15 protein-coding genes are annotated in these 16,828 nt (G+C 64.4%); 10 read left to right on the top strand and 5 right to left on the bottom strand.

What is annotated here, in order from left to right:
* Window positions 1–67 precede the first annotated feature (67 nt).
* Window positions 68–1,414 (bottom strand): endonuclease/exonuclease/phosphatase family protein, encoded by a 1,347-nt coding sequence (locus tag CR917_RS11135; RefSeq protein ID WP_104572289.1) that lies wholly within the window; start codon window positions 1,412–1,414, stop codon window positions 68–70.
* A gap of 18 nt (window positions 1,415–1,432) precedes the next feature.
* On the bottom strand, window positions 1,433–2,287 hold the full coding sequence (locus CR917_RS11130) for a glycoside hydrolase family 32 protein (protein WP_146095002.1): 855 nt from the start codon (window positions 2,285–2,287) through the stop codon (window positions 1,433–1,435).
* Between the two features lie 247 nt (window positions 2,288–2,534).
* On the opposite strand from CR917_RS11130, the gene CR917_RS11125 reads away from it, so the two are divergent.
* From CR917_RS11125 to CR917_RS11105, 5 genes are all read left to right on the top strand, one after another.
* On the top strand, window positions 2,535–3,149 hold the full coding sequence (locus CR917_RS11125) for a LysE family transporter (RefSeq protein ID WP_043863051.1): 615 nt from the start codon (window positions 2,535–2,537) through the stop codon (window positions 3,147–3,149).
* 61 nt (window positions 3,150–3,210) lie between these two features.
* The gene (locus tag CR917_RS11120; RefSeq protein WP_104572287.1) at window positions 3,211–4,221 is read left to right on the top strand and encodes an ABC transporter substrate-binding protein; all 1,011 of its coding nucleotides are present in this window, start codon (window positions 3,211–3,213) and stop codon (window positions 4,219–4,221) included.
* A complete protein-coding gene (locus tag CR917_RS11115) occupies window positions 4,218–5,063 on the top strand; it encodes a proline/glycine betaine ABC transporter permease (protein ID WP_043863053.1) in 846 nt (281 codons plus the stop codon). Before CR917_RS11120 ends, CR917_RS11115 begins: the two co-directional genes overlap by 4 nt.
* A 151-nt stretch (window positions 5,064–5,214) precedes the next feature.
* Window positions 5,215–6,297 carry a hypothetical protein gene (locus tag CR917_RS11110; RefSeq protein WP_104572286.1) on the top strand — a complete coding sequence of 361 codons (1,083 nt, stop codon included), beginning with the start codon at window positions 5,215–5,217 and terminating at the stop codon, window positions 6,295–6,297.
* A 165-nt stretch (window positions 6,298–6,462) separates the two neighbouring features.
* A complete protein-coding gene (locus CR917_RS11105; RefSeq protein WP_104572285.1) occupies window positions 6,463–8,136 on the top strand; it encodes an ABC-F family ATP-binding cassette domain-containing protein in 1,674 nt (557 codons plus the stop codon).
* Here CR917_RS11105 and CR917_RS11100 read toward each other — a convergent pair.
* Complete coding sequence (locus CR917_RS11100; RefSeq protein ID WP_043863055.1) at window positions 8,047–8,577, bottom strand: cysteine hydrolase family protein; 531 nt, start codon at window positions 8,575–8,577, stop codon at window positions 8,047–8,049. The two genes, CR917_RS11105 and CR917_RS11100, sit on opposite strands and share 90 nt — an antisense overlap.
* Before the next feature lie 375 nt (window positions 8,578–8,952).
* Between CR917_RS11100 and CR917_RS11095 the strand changes: the two genes are divergently transcribed.
* The 3 genes from CR917_RS11095 (at window position 8,953) to CR917_RS11085 (ending at window position 12,189) form a co-directional block, all read left to right on the top strand.
* On the top strand, window positions 8,953–9,972 hold the full coding sequence (locus CR917_RS11095; protein WP_043863056.1) for a branched-chain amino acid aminotransferase: 1,020 nt from the start codon (window positions 8,953–8,955) through the stop codon (window positions 9,970–9,972).
* A 170-nt stretch (window positions 9,973–10,142) separates the two neighbouring features.
* The gene (locus CR917_RS11090) at window positions 10,143–10,823 is read left to right on the top strand and encodes a response regulator transcription factor (protein WP_043863057.1); all 681 of its coding nucleotides are present in this window, start codon (window positions 10,143–10,145) and stop codon (window positions 10,821–10,823) included.
* Window positions 10,801–12,189: a HAMP domain-containing sensor histidine kinase gene (locus CR917_RS11085; protein ID WP_104572284.1), complete on the top strand. Its 1,389-nt coding sequence runs from the start codon at window positions 10,801–10,803 to the stop codon at window positions 12,187–12,189. The genes CR917_RS11090 and CR917_RS11085 overlap by 23 nt, the downstream gene beginning before the upstream one ends.
* 78 nt (window positions 12,190–12,267) lie before the next feature.
* Here CR917_RS11085 and cysS read toward each other — a convergent pair whose 3' ends face one another.
* Both cysS and CR917_RS11075 read right to left on the bottom strand, forming a co-directional pair.
* A complete protein-coding gene (gene cysS, locus CR917_RS11080) occupies window positions 12,268–13,650 on the bottom strand; it encodes a cysteine--tRNA ligase (protein WP_043863059.1) in 1,383 nt (460 codons plus the stop codon).
* 10 nt (window positions 13,651–13,660) lie between these two features.
* Window positions 13,661–15,364, bottom strand: coding sequence for a glutamine--tRNA ligase/YqeY domain fusion protein (locus tag CR917_RS11075; protein ID WP_043863060.1), 1,704 nt, complete (start codon window positions 15,362–15,364; stop codon window positions 13,661–13,663).
* 236 nt (window positions 15,365–15,600) lie between these two features.
* Between CR917_RS11075 and CR917_RS11070 the strand changes: the two genes are divergently transcribed.
* Window positions 15,601–16,104 (top strand): peptidylprolyl isomerase, encoded by a 504-nt coding sequence (locus CR917_RS11070; protein ID WP_043863061.1) that lies wholly within the window; start codon window positions 15,601–15,603, stop codon window positions 16,102–16,104.
* The gene (lpxH, locus tag CR917_RS11065; RefSeq protein ID WP_043863062.1) at window positions 16,101–16,823 is read left to right on the top strand and encodes a UDP-2,3-diacylglucosamine diphosphatase; all 723 of its coding nucleotides are present in this window, start codon (window positions 16,101–16,103) and stop codon (window positions 16,821–16,823) included. Before CR917_RS11070 ends, lpxH begins: the two co-directional genes overlap by 4 nt.
* The last annotated feature ends 5 nt before the right edge of the window (window positions 16,824–16,828 follow it).

The following is a 16,828-nucleotide window of genomic DNA, read 5'->3' as shown; positions in this document are numbered from 1 at the left end:
TGGAGGAGACGAAGCGGCGTGCGGATAAATTAGCGACGCTGGGAAAATCCCGCGGCACGTGCCGGCGCTAGCAGTTGAAGGTCAGGTTGTAATGCACCGAGCGGTGGTCCGATGCCCCCGGCGCAGAAACGTTCCCCGGCGCCGGCACCTGCGAGGTGCCATTGGTCACCGCATAGTCCAGCATGTTGCTCGGCGCCACGCTGGGGTGGGTGCTGCCGCCCGCCAGCTCGATACGGGCGATGTCTTCGGGCGACACCCAGTTGCCACGCGTCGGCACCGGGGGAGTGGTCGGTCGCGGATCGCGGTTGAAATCCCCCAGCAGCGCGAACGGCGTATCGGTGTGCCAGCTGATCTCCCTCAACATGCGCGCGGCGTTGACGCCCCCGCCGGAAATGGCATGCAGGTTGAAGATCGCCAGCTCCGGCGTGTTGCCCGCCAGCGCTCGTCGCCTCACACGCACCCCCATGGCCGGGCGGTAAAGGGGCGGGCCTGCCACCGGCAATTGCCCGTCCGAGATGATGGCCAGTTGGCTGACCATGAACTCGCCGGGGTCAGGCATCACGATCGCCAGGTTCACCCGCAACCGCTGCACATCGAGGAAGTAGATCAGGTAGCGCTCGGGCCGGCTGCGGGTGCCGGCCTGCCAGCTGTAGACATGGATGTCGTGGTGACTGCCGAACTGGTCGGCCACCCGTTCGGTGCGGTTGAACACCGCAGAATGCGGGGCAACGCCGACCTCCTGCAGAACCACCACATCGTTGCTGCGCAGCAGCGGCAGGACCCCGGTCAACCATTTGCTCTCGGTGCTGACCGATGCGCCCTGCAGGTTCCAGGTGGCCACCCGTATCGGCACCTCAGTGCGCGCGCTGCGACCTATTTCGATCTGTGCCGAGGGCCCTGCAGTGTTCACTCGGCTGTGGTAGTAATCACGAATGCGCCCATGCAGGCGAATGTGCGCATGCCACGGGCCGAAGATGGCCATGACCCCGTGCTGGAGCATGCGCAAGGGGTCGCCAGGATCCAGCAGGTGTGGCCCCTGTACGCTCCTTAGGCCATTCATGACCAGGGCATGGTGCACACGGTAGAGCCCGATCATCACGCCATGACGATACAGCCCTGGCGAGGCCTGAAGATGCTGCAGCACCGTGGTGTCGCTGTACCAGCGGCGCAACAGGGTGGTCATGCATGCCCCATAGCCGGCCTGTGCCTCATGGTTGCTGCTGCGTATCAGGCGCGCCGAAACGATGTAGTTCAAGTAGACCAGGGTATGCACGCAGTCCCGGGGCCTGGCGGCGGCGAGCAGCGCCACCGCGTCCATGAACACCACGTCGACCTGCTCTTCGAACGCAACGGCCGGCATGTCGGGCACCAGATTGTTGTCGATGTACAGGCCAATGACACGATCAACGGGCATGGGAACACCTCCACCGGGTCAGGCCTTCTGGAACAGCGCAAACAGCTCGCCATCGAGCACGCCCAGCCCCACCCGCTCGGTAGCGGCCAGGTTGCTGCTGACCGTTGCCGGGCTGAGGGCATTGCCGTCATAGGCGTATTGATAGAGCGCGCGACCGTCGGCATTGGCAATGCTGCGGGTGAAGGCGAGTTTGAGCAGCCCCGCGTGAACCGTCACACCCGGCATGAACGGGTAGGCCTGCTCGATGAACACCCGTGGCTCGGTCCAGGCCTGCTTGCCGTCGTACTTCACCAACAGGGTCCGACCATCGCCATCCTTGTAGAACAGGTGGATCAGGCCCTGGTAGACAATGGCGATCGGGTCGTCGGGGGTGGTCACCGCTACCCCCCTGGCCCTGAGCACCGGGCCATTGCCCCAGTTTTCCAGGTCTTCGCTGCTCAGGCACTCGATCTGCCTCGTGTGGCCCTGCCGATAGAAGGCGTGCAACCGCCCTTGAAACTCCACCAGCGACGGCGAGCCGTGCATGGGCTGACTCAACGTCATGGGCTCGAACCCCATGAGCGTGTCGTTGTAGGAGGCCAGGGTGTATTCACCCTGGTCATCGCTTCGAAACGCATGGACCTTGTCCTTGAACACAAAAAGCGCCAGTGACCTGCTCGGGGTCACCATCAGTGGCAGCACCGCCGGCGTCGTCCATACGTCGATGCCACTCACTTTCGCGACGAATTCGGCCACGTTGCCGTCGGCGTTGTAGGCGCAATAGAGCACGCCCCGGTGTACGACTACCCGGCAACCGCCAGCCACAGGCTGCGACTCGGTAGGGAAAGCACGGTTGAAGATGCCGTGCATGTTGGCTGCGTAACAAAGTTGCATCGCCTGCTCCAGAGGTACAAAGAGCCCCCAGTAGAACAGCGCAGCCCGGCCGGATCAGCCGGGCAAAGCCCAGCGTGTACGTGAGAAACCGGAAGTTGCACGGGCCCGGGCGTGACCTGCCGGGCTGGCAGCAGGCGCACATCGCTGTGCGATTGTTCGGGCCAGATGCACAACACGGGGTTCGCACCGGCGCAGCGCAGGCGTATCGTATGCACTCGAATCCTGATAGGTAACACGGAGTTTCCCCATGCTTGGCGTAACGGACTACGGTGCCTTCGTGATTGCCTTCCTGGTGCTGCTGGCGATCCCGGGGCCGGGCAATTTCGCGCTGATCACTGCCACCGGCAAGGGCGGCATCAAAGGCGGCCTGGGCGCCACCTTCGGCGTCATCCTGGGTGACCAGGTGCTGTTGTGGCTGGCCGTGGCCGGTGTGGCAGCGCTGCTCACCACCTACCCGGCAGCGTTCCATACCGTGCAATGGCTGGGTGCAGCGTACCTGGCCTACCTGGGCCTGCGCATGGCCCTGGCCAAACCCGGCAGCACGCCGGTACGGCCGATGAAGTCCAAGCACTACCTGCGCCAGACCATGATGATCACCCTGCTCAACCCCAAGGCGATCATGTTCTACATGGCGTTCTTTCCGCTGTTCGTCGACCCGGTCCGGCATCAGGGCTTCGTGACGTTCGGCTTCATGGCGGTGACCATTGCCGTGCTGACCTTCCTGTATGGCCTGGTGGCCGTGCTGCTGACCCACAACCTGGCCGCCCGCCTGCGCGCCAACCCCAAGGTCTCGAACCTGCTCGAACGCCTGGCCGGCATGTGCCTGGTGGGCTTCAGCATCAAGTTGGCGGTACTGCGCTAAACCCCTGGCGCGGGTCTACTACACTTGCCTGACCTTGAAGCGGCGCGGCAAGTGAGACGACATGAAGCGACTGACACAATTGATCGGCGGCGCCCTGCTGGCACTGGGCCTAGCCTCCCAGAGCCTGGCGGCGCCCGCTGCGGCCCCCATCCACTTTGGCGACATCACCTGGGAAAGCGGCAGCCTGACCACGCAACTGCTGCGCTTTATCGTCGAGAAAGGCTACGGCTACCCCACCGACACCCTGCCCGGCAGCACCGTGAGCATGGAGGTGGCGCTGGCGCGCAACGACATCCAGGTGATCGCCGAGGAGTGGTCTGGCCGCAGCCCGGCCTGGACCAGGGCCGAGCAGGCCGGCCAGGTGTTCAGCATCGGGGACACGGTCAAGGGCGCCGACGAAGGCTGGTACGTGCCCGCCTACGTGATCAAGGGCGATGAACAGCGCGGCCTCAAGGCACTGGCCCCGGACTTGCGTTCCGTCCAGGACCTCAAGCGCCATGCCCCACTGTTCAAGGACCCCGAGTCACCCGACAAGGGCCGCTTTCTCAACAGCCCCAGCGGCTGGACCTCCGAGACCGTCAACAGCCAGAAGCTCAAGGCCTACGGGCTGGACGGGCAGTACGTGAACTTTCGCAGCGGCTCGGGCGCGGCGCTGGACGCCGAAATCACCTCCGCCATCCGCCGTGGCAAGCCGGTGCTGTTCTACTACTGGTCGCCCACCCCGCTGATGGGCCGCTACGAGCTGGTGCGCCTTGAAGAGCCGCCATTCGACGCCCAGGCCTGGGCCACCCTCACCGACCCGGGCAACACCGAGCCCAAAGGCACCCGCTCGCTGCCGGCCAGGCTGTCGATCGGCGTATCGGCGCCGTTTCGCCAGCAGTACCCGGAGCTGGTGGCATTCTTCGCCAAGGTCGATCTGCCGATCGCCACCCTCAACAGCGCCCTGGCAACGATGAGCGAGCAGCGCCAGGCGCCGGACGCTGCAGCGCAGGCCTTTCTCAAGGCGAACCCGAGCATCTGGAAGGCCTGGCTGCCCGCCGAGGTGGCGACCAGGGTCGAGTCGGCCCTGTGAGTACGGGCTTTCCCGAGGCGCTGCACGTTTCGTTCGCAGACAGCGTCAATCGCTTCGTCGACTGGCTGGTGCTGGCCTACGGCGACCAGCTTCGGGCGGTCTCGGACGGCCTGCTGCAACTGCTGGTAGGGTTGGAAAACCTGCTGCGCGCCACGCCGTGGTGGTTGCTGCTGGCGCTGGTGGCACTGCTGACCTGGCACGCCACACGCAGTGTGCGGCGGGCGCTGCTGCTGAGCGGCCTGCTGTTTCTGATCGGGGTGGTCGGCCTGTGGGACAAGCTGCTGCAGACCTGCGCGCTGGTGCTGGTGAGTACCGGCCTGTGCCTCCTGATCGGCATCCCGTTCGGCATCTTGCTGGCCAGCCGGCCACTGGCGCGCCGGTTGCTGATGCCGGTGCTGGACGTGATGCAGACCCTGCCCAGTTTCGTGTACCTGATCCCGGTGCTGATGCTGTTCGGGCTGGGCAAGGTGCCGGCGATCTTCGCCACCCTGGTGTATGCCCTGCCGCCGCTGGTACGCCTCACCGAACTGGGCCTGTCGCAGGTGGACCCGTCACTGACCCAGGCCGCCCAGGGGCTGGGCGCCAACCGCTGGCAGCGCTTGCGCCGGGTGGCGTTGCCGTTGGCGCTGCCGAGCATCCTGGCCGGCCTGAACCAGTCGGTGATGATGGCGCTGTCGATGGTGGTGGTGGCCTCGATGATCGGCGCGCGCGGCCTGGGTGAGGACGTGCTGGCCGGCATCCAGACACTGAACGTGGGCAAGGGGGTCGAGGCCGGGCTGGCCATCGTTGCGCTGGCGATCGTGATCGACCGCATCACCCAGGCGTATGGCAAGCCGCGGTGAAGCCTTCCTGGTGCAACAGCGTTGACCTGCACCGCCCTTTCAAAGTACTCGTTGCCGGATAGACCAAAGGGGCCGTTCAGCCCGCGCGCACTAGACGCAACTCGTCTACGCTGCTCAAAAGCCTGCCGGCACACTGAAAGGGAGTTCGAGCGTGCGAGCCTACCGTATCCTGTCCGCCGCAACACTGTGCCTGGTCAGTGCATCGGCCAGCGCTTTCCAACTGTCACCCTACGGCAAGGTGAACAATGGTGCCTACACTCGTGTCTTCAGCGAGGCGGTACACGAAAACCTGACCCTGGCATCGATCAGGCAGGCAGCGATTCCCGATGCCCTTAAAGCGGATCAGAACTTCATCGAAAGCCTCATCGCGGGCGCACGCTGGAACGATGATCCGCTGGGTTTCATGAAGACGGGTGTACCAGTGGATTTCTACCTGTCGTTCAAAGACTCCTGCAAGCGTTCAACACAGATCAATCCCACCTGGGACCTCATGTATCGCACCCACTGCGGCGACATGCAGTACCTTCACGCCATGGCCTCAAGCGCTCTGGAAACCACGACACAAACACGCGCCAGAATCATGATGTGGGCCGAATTCACATTCCGTGTTTCCACCGGAGAAATCCCCAAGAACCGCTACTTTCGCAGCGTGCCGCAACTGATGAGCCCCGAAGGTGGCGAGCAGTTCAGCCAGTCGCTCACCCACAGCAACACCCGACGGCTGCTATGGCAGCCCGAAGACCTTTTCAGCAGGAACTGCACGCGTATGCCCGCACTCAAGGCAATGCTGCGAGGACACGGCTGGACAGAGTCGCGCTGTGACGATTCGCACAATGAGCATGCTGCCAGCACCATCCAGAACCTGGCGTTGGGCTCGTTGCTGCACCTGCTGCAGGACTCCTTCTCCGACAGCCATGTACGGCGCTTCCCCCTGCATGATGAGCACGTCTCTCGGCTGGCAGGGGTGCAGGGCGTCGAACAGTTCGGCAACTATGCCAAACAGGACTCGAGCCGCCACAAGGTGGCAGACAGGCTGCCGGAAACGGCCAATGACGCCCAGCCACTTGATCTGAAGCACCTCAGTGCACAGCTGATCGCACTCTCGGTAACAGGGCGCGACGGTACGGGCGCCGCGCAATGGGAGCAAGCCAGACCGCTACTCGAACACGCCTTCGATATCAGCCGGGCACAACCCGTCTCGGGCGCGATAGGCTATGAAAAACTCGACCGGTAATGGCACTGGAGGGCCTTTACCGACTGCCGCTATCCCCTTAGACTACAGGCCTTTTCCCGCATCCCGAGGTATTCGTCCAATGCGCCATTGATGCCACCGTCGTTTCAGACGGCCCGTCTTCAGCCCCTTCACCGGGGGAAGCACCAGGCATCCTTGGAGGTTCGCATGACGAACACGTCATCCCTGACGCTGGACAGCGTCACCTATGCACTGCCAGACGGCAGGCTGCTGTTTTCCAACCTCACCGAACGTTTCGACCAGCGCCGCACCGGCCTGGTGGGGCGCAACGGCGTGGGCAAATCCATACTCGCACGCCTGATGGCCGGTCAGCTCGAGCCCAGCGATGGCCGCTGCCTGCGCCAGGGGCGCGTGCACTACCTCGCTCAACAGCCGATCGCCTCCCGCACCACGGTCGCCGACCTGGCCCAGGTACGCCAGGTGATAGAAGCGCTCCAACGCATCGAGGCTGGCAGTACCGCCGCGAGCGACTTCGAGACTGTCGGCGAACGCTGGAACATACGCGAGCAACTGCACAGCCACCTGGCCCGCGAGCAGCTCGGCATGCTGCGCTGGGATCGCCCCGCCGAAACGCTGAGCGGCGGCCAGGCCATGCGCGTGGCACTGCTGGGTGCGTTTCTCGGCGACGCCGACTACCTGATTCTCGACGAGCCCACCAACCACCTGGACGCCCCCAGCCGCGCCGCGCTGATGATCATGCTCGAACGCTGGAACAAGGGGCTGCTGGTCATCAGCCACGACCGCACGCTGCTCGCCAGCATGCAGCGCATCGTCGAGCTGTCGCCCTCGGGCCTGCACAGCTACGGGGGCGACTACAGCGCATTCACCGCTTGCAAGGCCCGCGACACCGAACTGGCCGAGCGCAATCTCGAACGTCTGAAGCTCGAACGCCAGCGCCAGGCCCGCGACCTGCGGCGTCAACACGAGCGCCTCGAACGCCACCAGGCCAGAGCCGGCCACGAGGCCAGGCACAGTAACCAGGCGAAGATCCTGCTCGACCGTCAACAGCAACGCAGCGAGGCCACCGCAGGCAGGCAGCAGCGCAACCACCTGGCCACGCGCCAGGCCATGGACACCCAGGTGCGTGAAGCCGCTCAACGCCTGGACCCACAGCAGCCGGTGGTACTGCACGCGCCGGCACGTCAGTTGCCGCCAGGCAGCCAGATCGCCTGGCTGCGTGACCTTGAGCTACCCCACATCGAGCATCCGCACGCGCTCGACCTGGTGCTGTACGTCGGCCAGCGCCTTGCCCTCACCGGCGCCAACGGCAGCGGCAAATCCACGTTGCTCAAGGTGCTGGCCGGGCAACTGCCGCCCCGCAAGGGTGAATGCGAGACCCGCGCCAGCGTTGCGTACCTGGACCAGCAGTGCAGCCTGCTCGACCCGAGCGTATGCGTGCTGGAGCATGTGCGCGAGGCGTGCCGTGAACTCGACCAGAGCAGCGTGCGCACCCGATTGGCACAACTGGGCCTGGATGCAGACCGCATCACCCTGCCCAGCGGCCTGCTCAGTGGCGGCGAACGGCTCAAGGCAGCGCTGGCCGCGGTACTCTACAGCGACCAGCCAGCGCAACTGCTGTTGCTCGACGAACCCAGCAACCACCTCGACCTGCCATCGTTGCAGGCCCTGGAACAGATGCTCTGCCAGTATCAGGGGACCCTGCTGGTGGCGTCCCATGACCTGGTGTTCCTGCAACACCTGCAGTTGCAGGGGCAGCTGTGCATGCCGCAATCAGAACTGCACGGCTTCGGTGACGCACAAGGTGGCAAAGCCACTGCCCAGGGTGAGGTTGTGATGGGCGACGATGGCCTCGGCGCCTAGGCCGGGGGTATCCATGCAGGTGTGCGCGTCGCTGACCAGTACCGGGCGCACGCCCAGCTCGGCAGCAACGCGGCAATTGGTATCGACGCAGTACTGGGTTTTCATGCCGACCACCACCAGCTCTTCAACGCCCGCCTGCTGCAGCCACTCACGCAGCGGCGTGTTCCAGAAGGCACTGGGCCGGAACTTGTCGAACACACGGTCGTATTGCTCGTCTACCTCCAGCGCCGGGAGCAGTTGCCAGGGTGTGCTGCCGGCCTCGATCGGCGAACCCTGCGGGCCGGTGTGGCGCGCGACGAATATCGGCGCCCGGGCCGCCCGTGCGGTGCCGATCAGGCGGTTGATGTTGGCCAGTATCCGCTCGCCCTGCCAGGGCTGTTCGGGGCCATGGAACAGGCCGACCTGCATATCCAGAATCAGTAACGCGCGCCGTACGGGCATGGTGTCTCTCCTTAAGATGCCAGCCGGACGCGCCAACCAAAAGGCCCCGTCCATTGCTGGCGGGGCCTTGGGTGACCTGCTGCGTTCGCTTTACACAGCCACCCATCGCCCGCCGATGGCGGTCGTGGTGGTGCGGGTCGAGGTCAACAGGTCGATATTCATGTCACGCACAATGCTCCACGAGCCCTGCGTCGGTCAAGCCCCTGGCGGCGCGACCACTCACGCTCGTCACGCCGGACCTGAAGCGCTGGCGGCCGGGCACCGGCGCAATCGGCATCTGCCCGTTTCCGATCTGCACGGGATGTATTATCGTGGCTGCTTGCGCAATATGCGTGGCCTGACCATACAGGCATTTGCCAACCGATCGAGGGTGCCATGAGTAACGAGAGCATTAACTGGGACAAGCTGGGCTTTGACTACATCAAGACCGACAAGCGCTACCTTTCCTACTTCCGTGATGGCGAGTGGGACAAGGGCACCCTGACCGAAGACAACGTACTGCACATCAGCGAAGGCTCCACCGCGCTGCACTACGGCCAGCAATGCTTCGAAGGCATGAAGGCCTACCGCTGCAAGGATGGCTCGATCAACCTGTTCCGCCCCGACCAGAACGCCCTGCGCATGCAGCGCAGCTGCGATCGCCTGCTGATGCCGCGGGTGCCGACCGAACAGTTCATCGAGGCCTGCAAGCAGGTGGTCCAGGCCAACGAACGCTTCGTACCGCCGCACGGCAAGGGTGCCCTGTACCTGCGTCCGTTCGTGATCGGCGTGGGTGACAACATCGGCGTACGCACCGCGCCGGAGTTCATCTTCTCGATCTTCGCCATCCCGGTTGGCTCGTACTTCAAGGGCGGCATGACCCCGCACAAGTTCCTGATCTCCGATTTCGACCGTGCCGCGCCCCAGGGCACCGGCGCCGCCAAGGTCGGTGGCAACTACGCAGCCAGCCTGCAACCAGGCTATGAGGCCAAGAAGGCCGGCTTTGCCGACTGCATCTACCTCGACCCGCTGACCCACAGCAAGATCGAGGAAGTGGGTTCGGCCAACTTCTTCGGCATCACCGCCAACAACGAGTTCGTGACCCCGAAATCCGCCTCGGTGCTGCCGGGCATCACCCGCCTGTCGCTGATGCAACTGGCCGAATCGCGCCTGGGCCTGAAGGTGATCGAGGGCGACGTGCTGATCAACCAGCTGGACCGCTTCATCGAAGCCGGTGCCTGCGGCACCGCTGCGGTGATCACCCCGATCGGCGGCATCCAGTACAACGGCAAGCTGCACGTGTTCCACAGCGAGACCGAAGTCGGTCCGGTGACCCAGAAGCTCTACGCCGAGCTGACCGGTATCCAGAGCGGTGACGTCGAAGCGCCGGCGGGCTGGATCGTCAAGGTCGCCTGAATGCATCGCGGGTCAAGCCCGCTCCCACAGGTTCATCGCAACCTTGTGGGAGCGGGCTCGACCCGTGACTGGCTGCGCAGCAGCCCTTTTTCAAGATGAATTTTTCTTTAACCCGGGCACCGCCTATTCTTTGGCACAATCGAGTCTCCACACGCCGCCCAGGTAAGAGCATGCCCCGCGTACTGACTATCGAAGACGATGCCGTCACCGGCCAGGAAATCGTCGCCGAACTCTCCAGCCACGGCCTTGAGGTCGACTGGGCCGACAACGGTCGTGAAGGCCTGGCCAAGGCAATCGCCGGCGGCTACGACCTGATCACCCTCGACCGCATGCTGCCCGAAGTCGACGGCCTGACCATCGTCACCACCCTGCGCAACCTCAAGATCGCCACGCCGATCCTGATGATCAGCGCCCTCTCCGATGTCGACGAACGCGTGCGCGGCCTGCGCGCCGGTGGTGACGACTACCTGACCAAGCCGTTTGCCTCCGACGAGATGGCGGCGCGCGTGGAAGTGCTGCTGCGCCGCAACAGCGTGCCGATGGCCCAGACCCGCCTGCAGGTCGCCGACCTGGAGCTGGACCTGATAAGCCACGAGGCCCGGCGCGGCGAGCAGACCCTCAACCTGCTGCCCACCGAGTACAAGCTGCTGGAATTCCTGATGCGCCACGCCGGCCAGGTCATCACCCGCATGATGATCTTCGAGGAAGTCTGGGGGTACCACTTCGACCCCGGCACCAACCTGATCGACGTGCACATCGGGCGTCTGCGCAAGAAGATCGACGCCGCCGGGCAAACCCCGCTGATTCGCACCGTGCGGGGCTCCGGCTATGCCATTGCCGAACCCGTCTAAGGGCTGGAGTTCGTCCACCAGCCGCCTGCTGGCGCTGTACAGCTTTCTGTTCGTGGCCTGGAGCAGCATCCTCATGGGGGTGCTGTACTTCGAGGTGTCCGGCTACCTGAACAAGCTCACCCGCCATTCCCTGTTGCAGCGCCAGCATCTGTTCGCACACATGAGCGGCAAGCAGCTCGACGACGCCCTGATCGCCAGCCAGGCCTTCGACGAACGCAGCTTCGATGCCTACGGGCTGTTCGACGCGCAGTTCAACCCACTGGGCGGGCAGATCCGCCAGATCCCGGCCGAGCTGGGCCTGGATGGCAGGATCCACGAGCTCAGCCGCTGCCTGGATGCCGATGACCCGCGCATGCCAAAAGACAGCTGTGATGCCGTGGCGCTCAAGGTGCGCGATGGCCGCTGGCTGGTGCTGGTACGCGACAACGGTTCGCTGTTCGTGGTCACGCGGATCATTCTGCATGCGTTGCTGTGGGGGCTGTCGCTGACCATCATTCCCGGCATCGCCGGCTGGTACCTGCTGCGTCGCCGCCCGCTCAAGCGCATAAGGGCGATCCAGGCCAGTGCCGAGCTGATCGTGGCCGGCGACCTCACCCACCGTCTGCCGCTGTCGTCACGCCGTGACGAACTGGACATGCTGGCAGCCATCGTCAACGCCATGCTCGACCGCATCGAGCGGCTGATGCATGAGGTCAAAGGCGTGTGCGACAACATTGCCCACGACCTGCGCACCCCGCTGACGCGCCTGCGGGCCCAGCTGTACCGGATCCGCCAGCAGGTCGGCGACGACTCGATCCAGGCCGACCAGATGGACCAGGCCATCAGCGAAACCGACACCCTGATGGCGCGTTTTCGCGGGTTGCTGCGCATCAGCGAACTGGAAGACCGCCAGCGCCGTGCCGGCTTCGTCGAGCTGGACCCGCGTGCCCTGCTGGTGGAGCTGCATGACTTCTACCTGCCGCTGGCCGAGGACGGCGAAATTCGCCTGACCCTGGTACTGCCCGACCAGTTGCCGGCGCTCAAGGGCGACCGCGAGCTGCTGTTCGAGGCCCTGGCCAACCTGCTGGGCAATGCCATCAAGTTCACCCCGGCCGGTGGTCAGGTGCGGATGCGAGCCCGTGAAGACGCCCAGGGCGTGCTGATCGAGGTGGAGGACAGCGGGCCGGGGATTCCGGCGGACGAGCGCGAGGCCGTGCTCAAGCGGTTCTACCGCAGCGAGGAAGGTCATCGGCACAACGGGTTCGGGCTGGGGCTTTCGATCGTTGCAGCGATCGTCGACCTGCATGGGTTTGAGCTGGAGGTAGGAGACAGCGAATTGGGCGGGGCGCGGCTGGTGTTGCAGTGTCGGCCGAAGGTGGCCAGTTAGGGCCCTTTCGCCGGCAAGGCCGGCTCCTAAAGCAACCTGTGCAGGAGCCGGCCTCGCCGGCGAAAAGTTCAGCGCCGATCAGTCAGCCAGACGCCAGGTCGTCGTGCCCTTGCCGTCTTCCAGCACCACACCCATGGCGGTCAGCTGGTCGCGGATGCGGTCCGATTCGGCCCAGTTCTTGTCGGTACGTGCCTGCAGACGCGCCTGGATCAACGCCTCCACTTCAGCCGCATCGACCTTGCCTTCGGCGCCCGCCTGCAGGAAGTCGTCGGCCTCCAGCTGCAACACGCCCAGCAGCTCGGCCAGCTCGCGCAAACGGCCCGCCAGGCCAGCGGCCACCTCAGGCTCGGCCTCGCGCACGCGGTTGATCTCGCGCACCAGGTCGAACAGCACCGCACAGGCTTCAGGCGTGCCGAAGTCGTCGTTCATGGCCGCGGCAAAACGCTCGACATACGCCTCGCCACCTTGTGCGGCCACGCGCGGCAAGCCGCGCAGCGCATGGTAGAAGCGCTCCAGGGCGCCCTTGGCTTCGCGCAGGCTGTCCTCGGAGTAGTTGATCGAGCTGCGGTAGTGGCTCGACACCAGCAGGTAGCGCACCACCTCCGGGTGATACTTGTCGAGCACGTCGCGAATGGTGAAGAAGTTGTTCAACGACTTGGACATCTTCTCGCCATTGATACGGATCATGCCGCAATGCATCCACGCCTTGGCGTACTGCTTGCCGGTGGCCGCCTCGCTCTGGGCAATCTCGTTCTCGTGGTGCGGGAACTCCAGGTCGTTGCCGCCACCGTGAATGTCGAAGCTCTCGCCCAGGCAGCAGGTCGACATCACCGAGCACTCGATGTGCCAGCCCGGACGGCCCGGGCCCCACGGCGATTCCCAGCTCGGCTCGCCGGGCTTGACGCCCTTCCACAGCACGAAGTCGAGCGGGTCCTGCTTGGCCTCGTCGACCTCGATGCGGGCACCGATGCGCAGGTCTTCGATCTTCTTGCGCGACAGCTTGCCGTAGCCGACGAACTTGCCGACGCGATAGTACACGTCGCCATTGCCCGGCGCGTAGGCATAACCCTTGTCGATCAGGGTCTGGATCATCGCGTGCATGCCGGCGATGTGGTCGGTGGCACGCGGCTCCTGGTCCGGCGGCAGGATGTTCAGACGGCGCTCGTCCTCGTGCATAGCGTCGATCATGCGCGCGGTCAGCGCTTCGAACGATTCGCCGTTCTGGTTGGCGCGGTTGATGATCTTGTCGTCGATGTCGGTGATGTTGCGCACATAGGTCAGGTCGTAGCCGCTGTAGCGCAGCCAGCGCGTGACCAGGTCGAACGCGACCATGCTGCGCCCATGGCCCAGGTGGCAGAAGTCGTACACGGTCATGCCGCACACGTACATGCGAACCTTGTTGCCATCGAGCGGAACGAAAACTTCCTTGGTCTTGCTCAGGGTGTTGTAGATGCTTAGCACGTAGAGTTCCTTAGCTGCCCCACGAATCGCGCAGGGTCACGGTGCGGTTGAACACCGGCTTACCCGGCGTGGAGTCTTTCAGGTCGACGCAGAAGTAGCCTTCGCGCTCGAACTGGAAGCGGTCTTCGGGCTGGGCCTGGCCCAGCGAAGGTTCCGCACGACAACCGCTCAGCACCTGCAGCGAATCGGGATTGATGTTGTCAAGGAAGCTGCCGCCGTCGTCGGTCTTCTCGGGGTTGGCCGAACGGAACAGGCGGTCATACAGACGTACTTCGCACTCGACGCTGGCCGCGGCCGGCACCCAGTGGATCACACCCTTGACCTTGCGGCCCTCGGGGTTCTTGCCCAGGGTGTCGGGGTCGTACGAGCAGCGCAGCTCGACGATGTTGCCCTCGGCATCCTTGATCGCCTCGTCGGCGCGGATCACGTAGCTGCCACGCAGGCGCACTTCACCGGCCGGCTCCAGGCGCTTGTAGCCCTTGGGCGGCTCTTCCATGAAGTCGTCGCGGTCGATGTAGATCTCGCGGGCGAACGGCAGTGCACGCACGCCCATGTCTTCCTTGGGGTGACGCGGCAGTTCGAGCTGCTCGACCTGGCCTTCGGGGTAGTTGGTGATGACTACCTTCAGCGGGCGCAGTACGCACATGGCCCGTGGCGCGGTGCGGTCCAGGTCGTCACGGATGCTGAATTCGAGCATCGACATGTCGACCACGCCGTCGGAACGGTTGGTGCCGACCATCTCGCAGAAATTGCGGATAGACGCCGGGGTGTAGCCACGACGGCGGAAGCCCGACAGCGTGGACATGCGCGGGTCGTCCCAGCCCTGTACGTGCTGCTCGTCCACCAGTTGCTTGAGCTTGCGCTTGCTGGTGATGGTGTAGTTCAGGTTCAGGCGGCTGAACTCGTACTGGCGCGGCTTGCACGGCACCGGCAGGTGGTCGAGGAACCACTCGTACAACGGACGATGGCTTTCGAACTCCAGGGTGCAGATCGAGTGGGTGATGCCCTCGATGGCGTCCGACTGGCCATGGGTGAAGTCGTAGATCGGGTAGATGCACCAGGTGTCGCCGGTCTGGTGATGATGGGCATGGCGGATGCGGTACAGGATCGGGTCGCGCAGGTTCATGTTCGGCGAGGCCATGTCGATCTTGGCGCGCAGCACGCGCTCGCCATCCTGGAACTCGCCGGCCTTCATGCGCGCGAACAGGTCGAGGTTTTCCTCGACGCTGCGCTCGCGGAACGGGCTGTTCTTGCCCGGCTCGGTCAGGTTGCCGCGGTACTCGCGGGCCTGCTCCGGGGTCAGGTCGCACACATAGGCATTGCCCGACTTGATCAGGTCGACCGCCCACGCGTGCAACTGCTCGAAGTACTGCGAGGCATAGCGCACCGGGCCGGTCCACTCGAAGCCCAGCCACTTGACGTCACGCTGGATGGCGTCAATGTACTCCTGGTCCTCTTTGGCCGGGTTGGTGTCATCGAAGCGCAGGTGACAGGCACCGCCGAATTCCTGGGCCAGGCCGAAGTTCACGCAGATCGACTTGGCGTGACCAATGTGCAGGTAGCCGTTGGGCTCCGGCGGGAAACGGGTGACGATGCTGGTGTGCTTGCCCGAATCCAGGTCGGCCTGCACGATCGGACGCAGGAAGTTCACAGGGACGGCGGGCGCGCCTTTGGCAGCGGCGTTGGGAGCGTTGTCAGCGGTGGGCTTGCTCATAGGATCCTTGAAATACCGGTACACGGCCCGGGTAGGCCGACTGAATCAAAGCGCTTATCATAGCCCAAGCGCCCGAGCTGCCGACAGGGCAGCGCCGACAAACTGGCGCTATATTCGGCTGGCCGGGCAAAAAAACTGCCGTGACGTGCGTATCGTGGCCTGTAAACTGTGCGTCAGGGTTACTACGCGATCCTGCGCACCCATTTCTTGAATGCCTGAAAAGCGAGAATTTGAGCATGACCCAAGTCAAACTGACCACCAATCACGGTGACATCGTCATCGAGCTGAACGCCGAGAAAGCCCCGATCACCGTGGCCAACTTCATCGAGTACGTCAAAGCCGGTCACTACGAGAACACCGTGTTCCACCGCGTCATCGGCAACTTCATGATCCAGGGCGGCGGTTTCGAGCCGGGCATGAAAGAGAAGAAAGACAAGCGCCCGAGCATCCAGAACGAAGCCGACAACGGCCTGAGCAACGACAAGTACACCATCGCCATGGCCCGTACCATGGAGCCGCATTCGGCCTCGGCGCAGTTCTTCATCAACGTCGCCGACAACAGCTTCCTCAACCACAGCGGCAAGAACGTGCAGGGCTGGGGTTATGCAGTGTTCGGCAAAGTCACCGAAGGCACCGACGTGGTCGACAAGATCAAGGCCGTTGCCACCGGTTCCAAAGCCGGCCACCAGGACGTGCCAGCCGAAGACGTGATCATCGAGAAAGCCGAGATCATTGGGTGATACTGCTGATCTCCGATCTGCACCTGCAAGAAGAACGCCCGGACATTACCCGGGCGTTTCTTGATCTGCTGGCCACCCGTGCCCGCAGCGCGCAAGCGCTGTACATTCTCGGGGACTTTTTCGAGGCCTGGATCGGCGACGATGCCATGACGCCCTACCAGGCGTCGATCTGCCAGGCCTTGCGTGCGCTGAGCGACACGGGCACCCAGGTGTTCCTGATGCACGGCAACCGCGACTTCCTCATCGGCCAGGCGTTCTGCAAGGCCGCAGGCGCCACCCTGCTACCCGACCCCAGCGTGGTCGAGCTGGGCGGCGAACCGGTGCTGCTGATGCATGGCGACAGCCTGTGCACCCGTGACGAAGGCTACATGAAGCTGCGCCGTTACCTGCGCAACCCCGTGAGCCTGTGGGTGCTGCGCCACCTGCCGTTGCGCACGCGGCACAAGCTTGCGCGCAAGCTGCGCAGCGAAAGCCGCGCGCAGACGCGCATGAAGGCCAATGACATTGTCGATGTGACGCCCGAGGAGGTACCGCGGGTGATGCAGCAGCATGGCGTGCGCACCCTGGTGCATGGGCACACCCATCGCCCGGCGATCCACAAGCTGATGGTGGGCGATGCGCCGGCGCGGCGTATCGTGCTGGGCGACTGGGATCGCCAGGGGTGGGCGCTGCAGGTGGATGAACAAGGGTTCCAGCTGGCACCCTTCGACTTTGCCTGACCCCT

Source organism: Pseudomonas sp. BRM28 (assembly GCF_002939405.1).
Classification (GTDB): domain Bacteria; phylum Pseudomonadota; class Gammaproteobacteria; order Pseudomonadales; family Pseudomonadaceae; genus Aquipseudomonas; species Aquipseudomonas palmensis.
Note: the sequence above shows the minus strand (reverse complement) of the source record. Positions and strands in the feature narration are given on the sequence as shown.

Excerpts from the sequence above, each read along its gene's own strand:
- CR917_RS11135 (WP_104572289.1), bottom strand. The coding sequence starts at position 1,414 with ATGCCCGTTGATCGTGTCATTGGCCTGTACATCGACAACAATCTGGTG.
- CR917_RS11130 (WP_146095002.1), bottom strand. The coding sequence starts at position 2,287 with ATGCAACTTTGTTACGCAGCCAACATGCACGGCATCTTCAACCGTGCT.
- CR917_RS11125 (WP_043863051.1), top strand. The coding sequence starts at position 2,535 with ATGCTTGGCGTAACGGACTACGGTGCCTTCGTGATTGCCTTCCTGGTG.
- CR917_RS11120 (WP_104572287.1), top strand. The coding sequence starts at position 3,211 with ATGAAGCGACTGACACAATTGATCGGCGGCGCCCTGCTGGCACTGGGC.
- CR917_RS11105 (WP_104572285.1), top strand. The coding sequence starts at position 6,463 with ATGACGAACACGTCATCCCTGACGCTGGACAGCGTCACCTATGCACTG.
- CR917_RS11100 (WP_043863055.1), bottom strand. The coding sequence starts at position 8,577 with ATGCCCGTACGGCGCGCGTTACTGATTCTGGATATGCAGGTCGGCCTG.
- CR917_RS11095 (WP_043863056.1), top strand. The coding sequence starts at position 8,953 with ATGAGTAACGAGAGCATTAACTGGGACAAGCTGGGCTTTGACTACATC.
- CR917_RS11090 (WP_043863057.1), top strand. The coding sequence starts at position 10,143 with ATGCCCCGCGTACTGACTATCGAAGACGATGCCGTCACCGGCCAGGAA.
- CR917_RS11085 (WP_104572284.1), top strand. The coding sequence starts at position 10,801 with ATGCCATTGCCGAACCCGTCTAAGGGCTGGAGTTCGTCCACCAGCCGC.
- CR917_RS11075 (WP_043863060.1), bottom strand. The coding sequence starts at position 15,364 with ATGAGCAAGCCCACCGCTGACAACGCTCCCAACGCCGCTGCCAAAGGC.
- CR917_RS11070 (WP_043863061.1), top strand. The coding sequence starts at position 15,601 with ATGACCCAAGTCAAACTGACCACCAATCACGGTGACATCGTCATCGAG.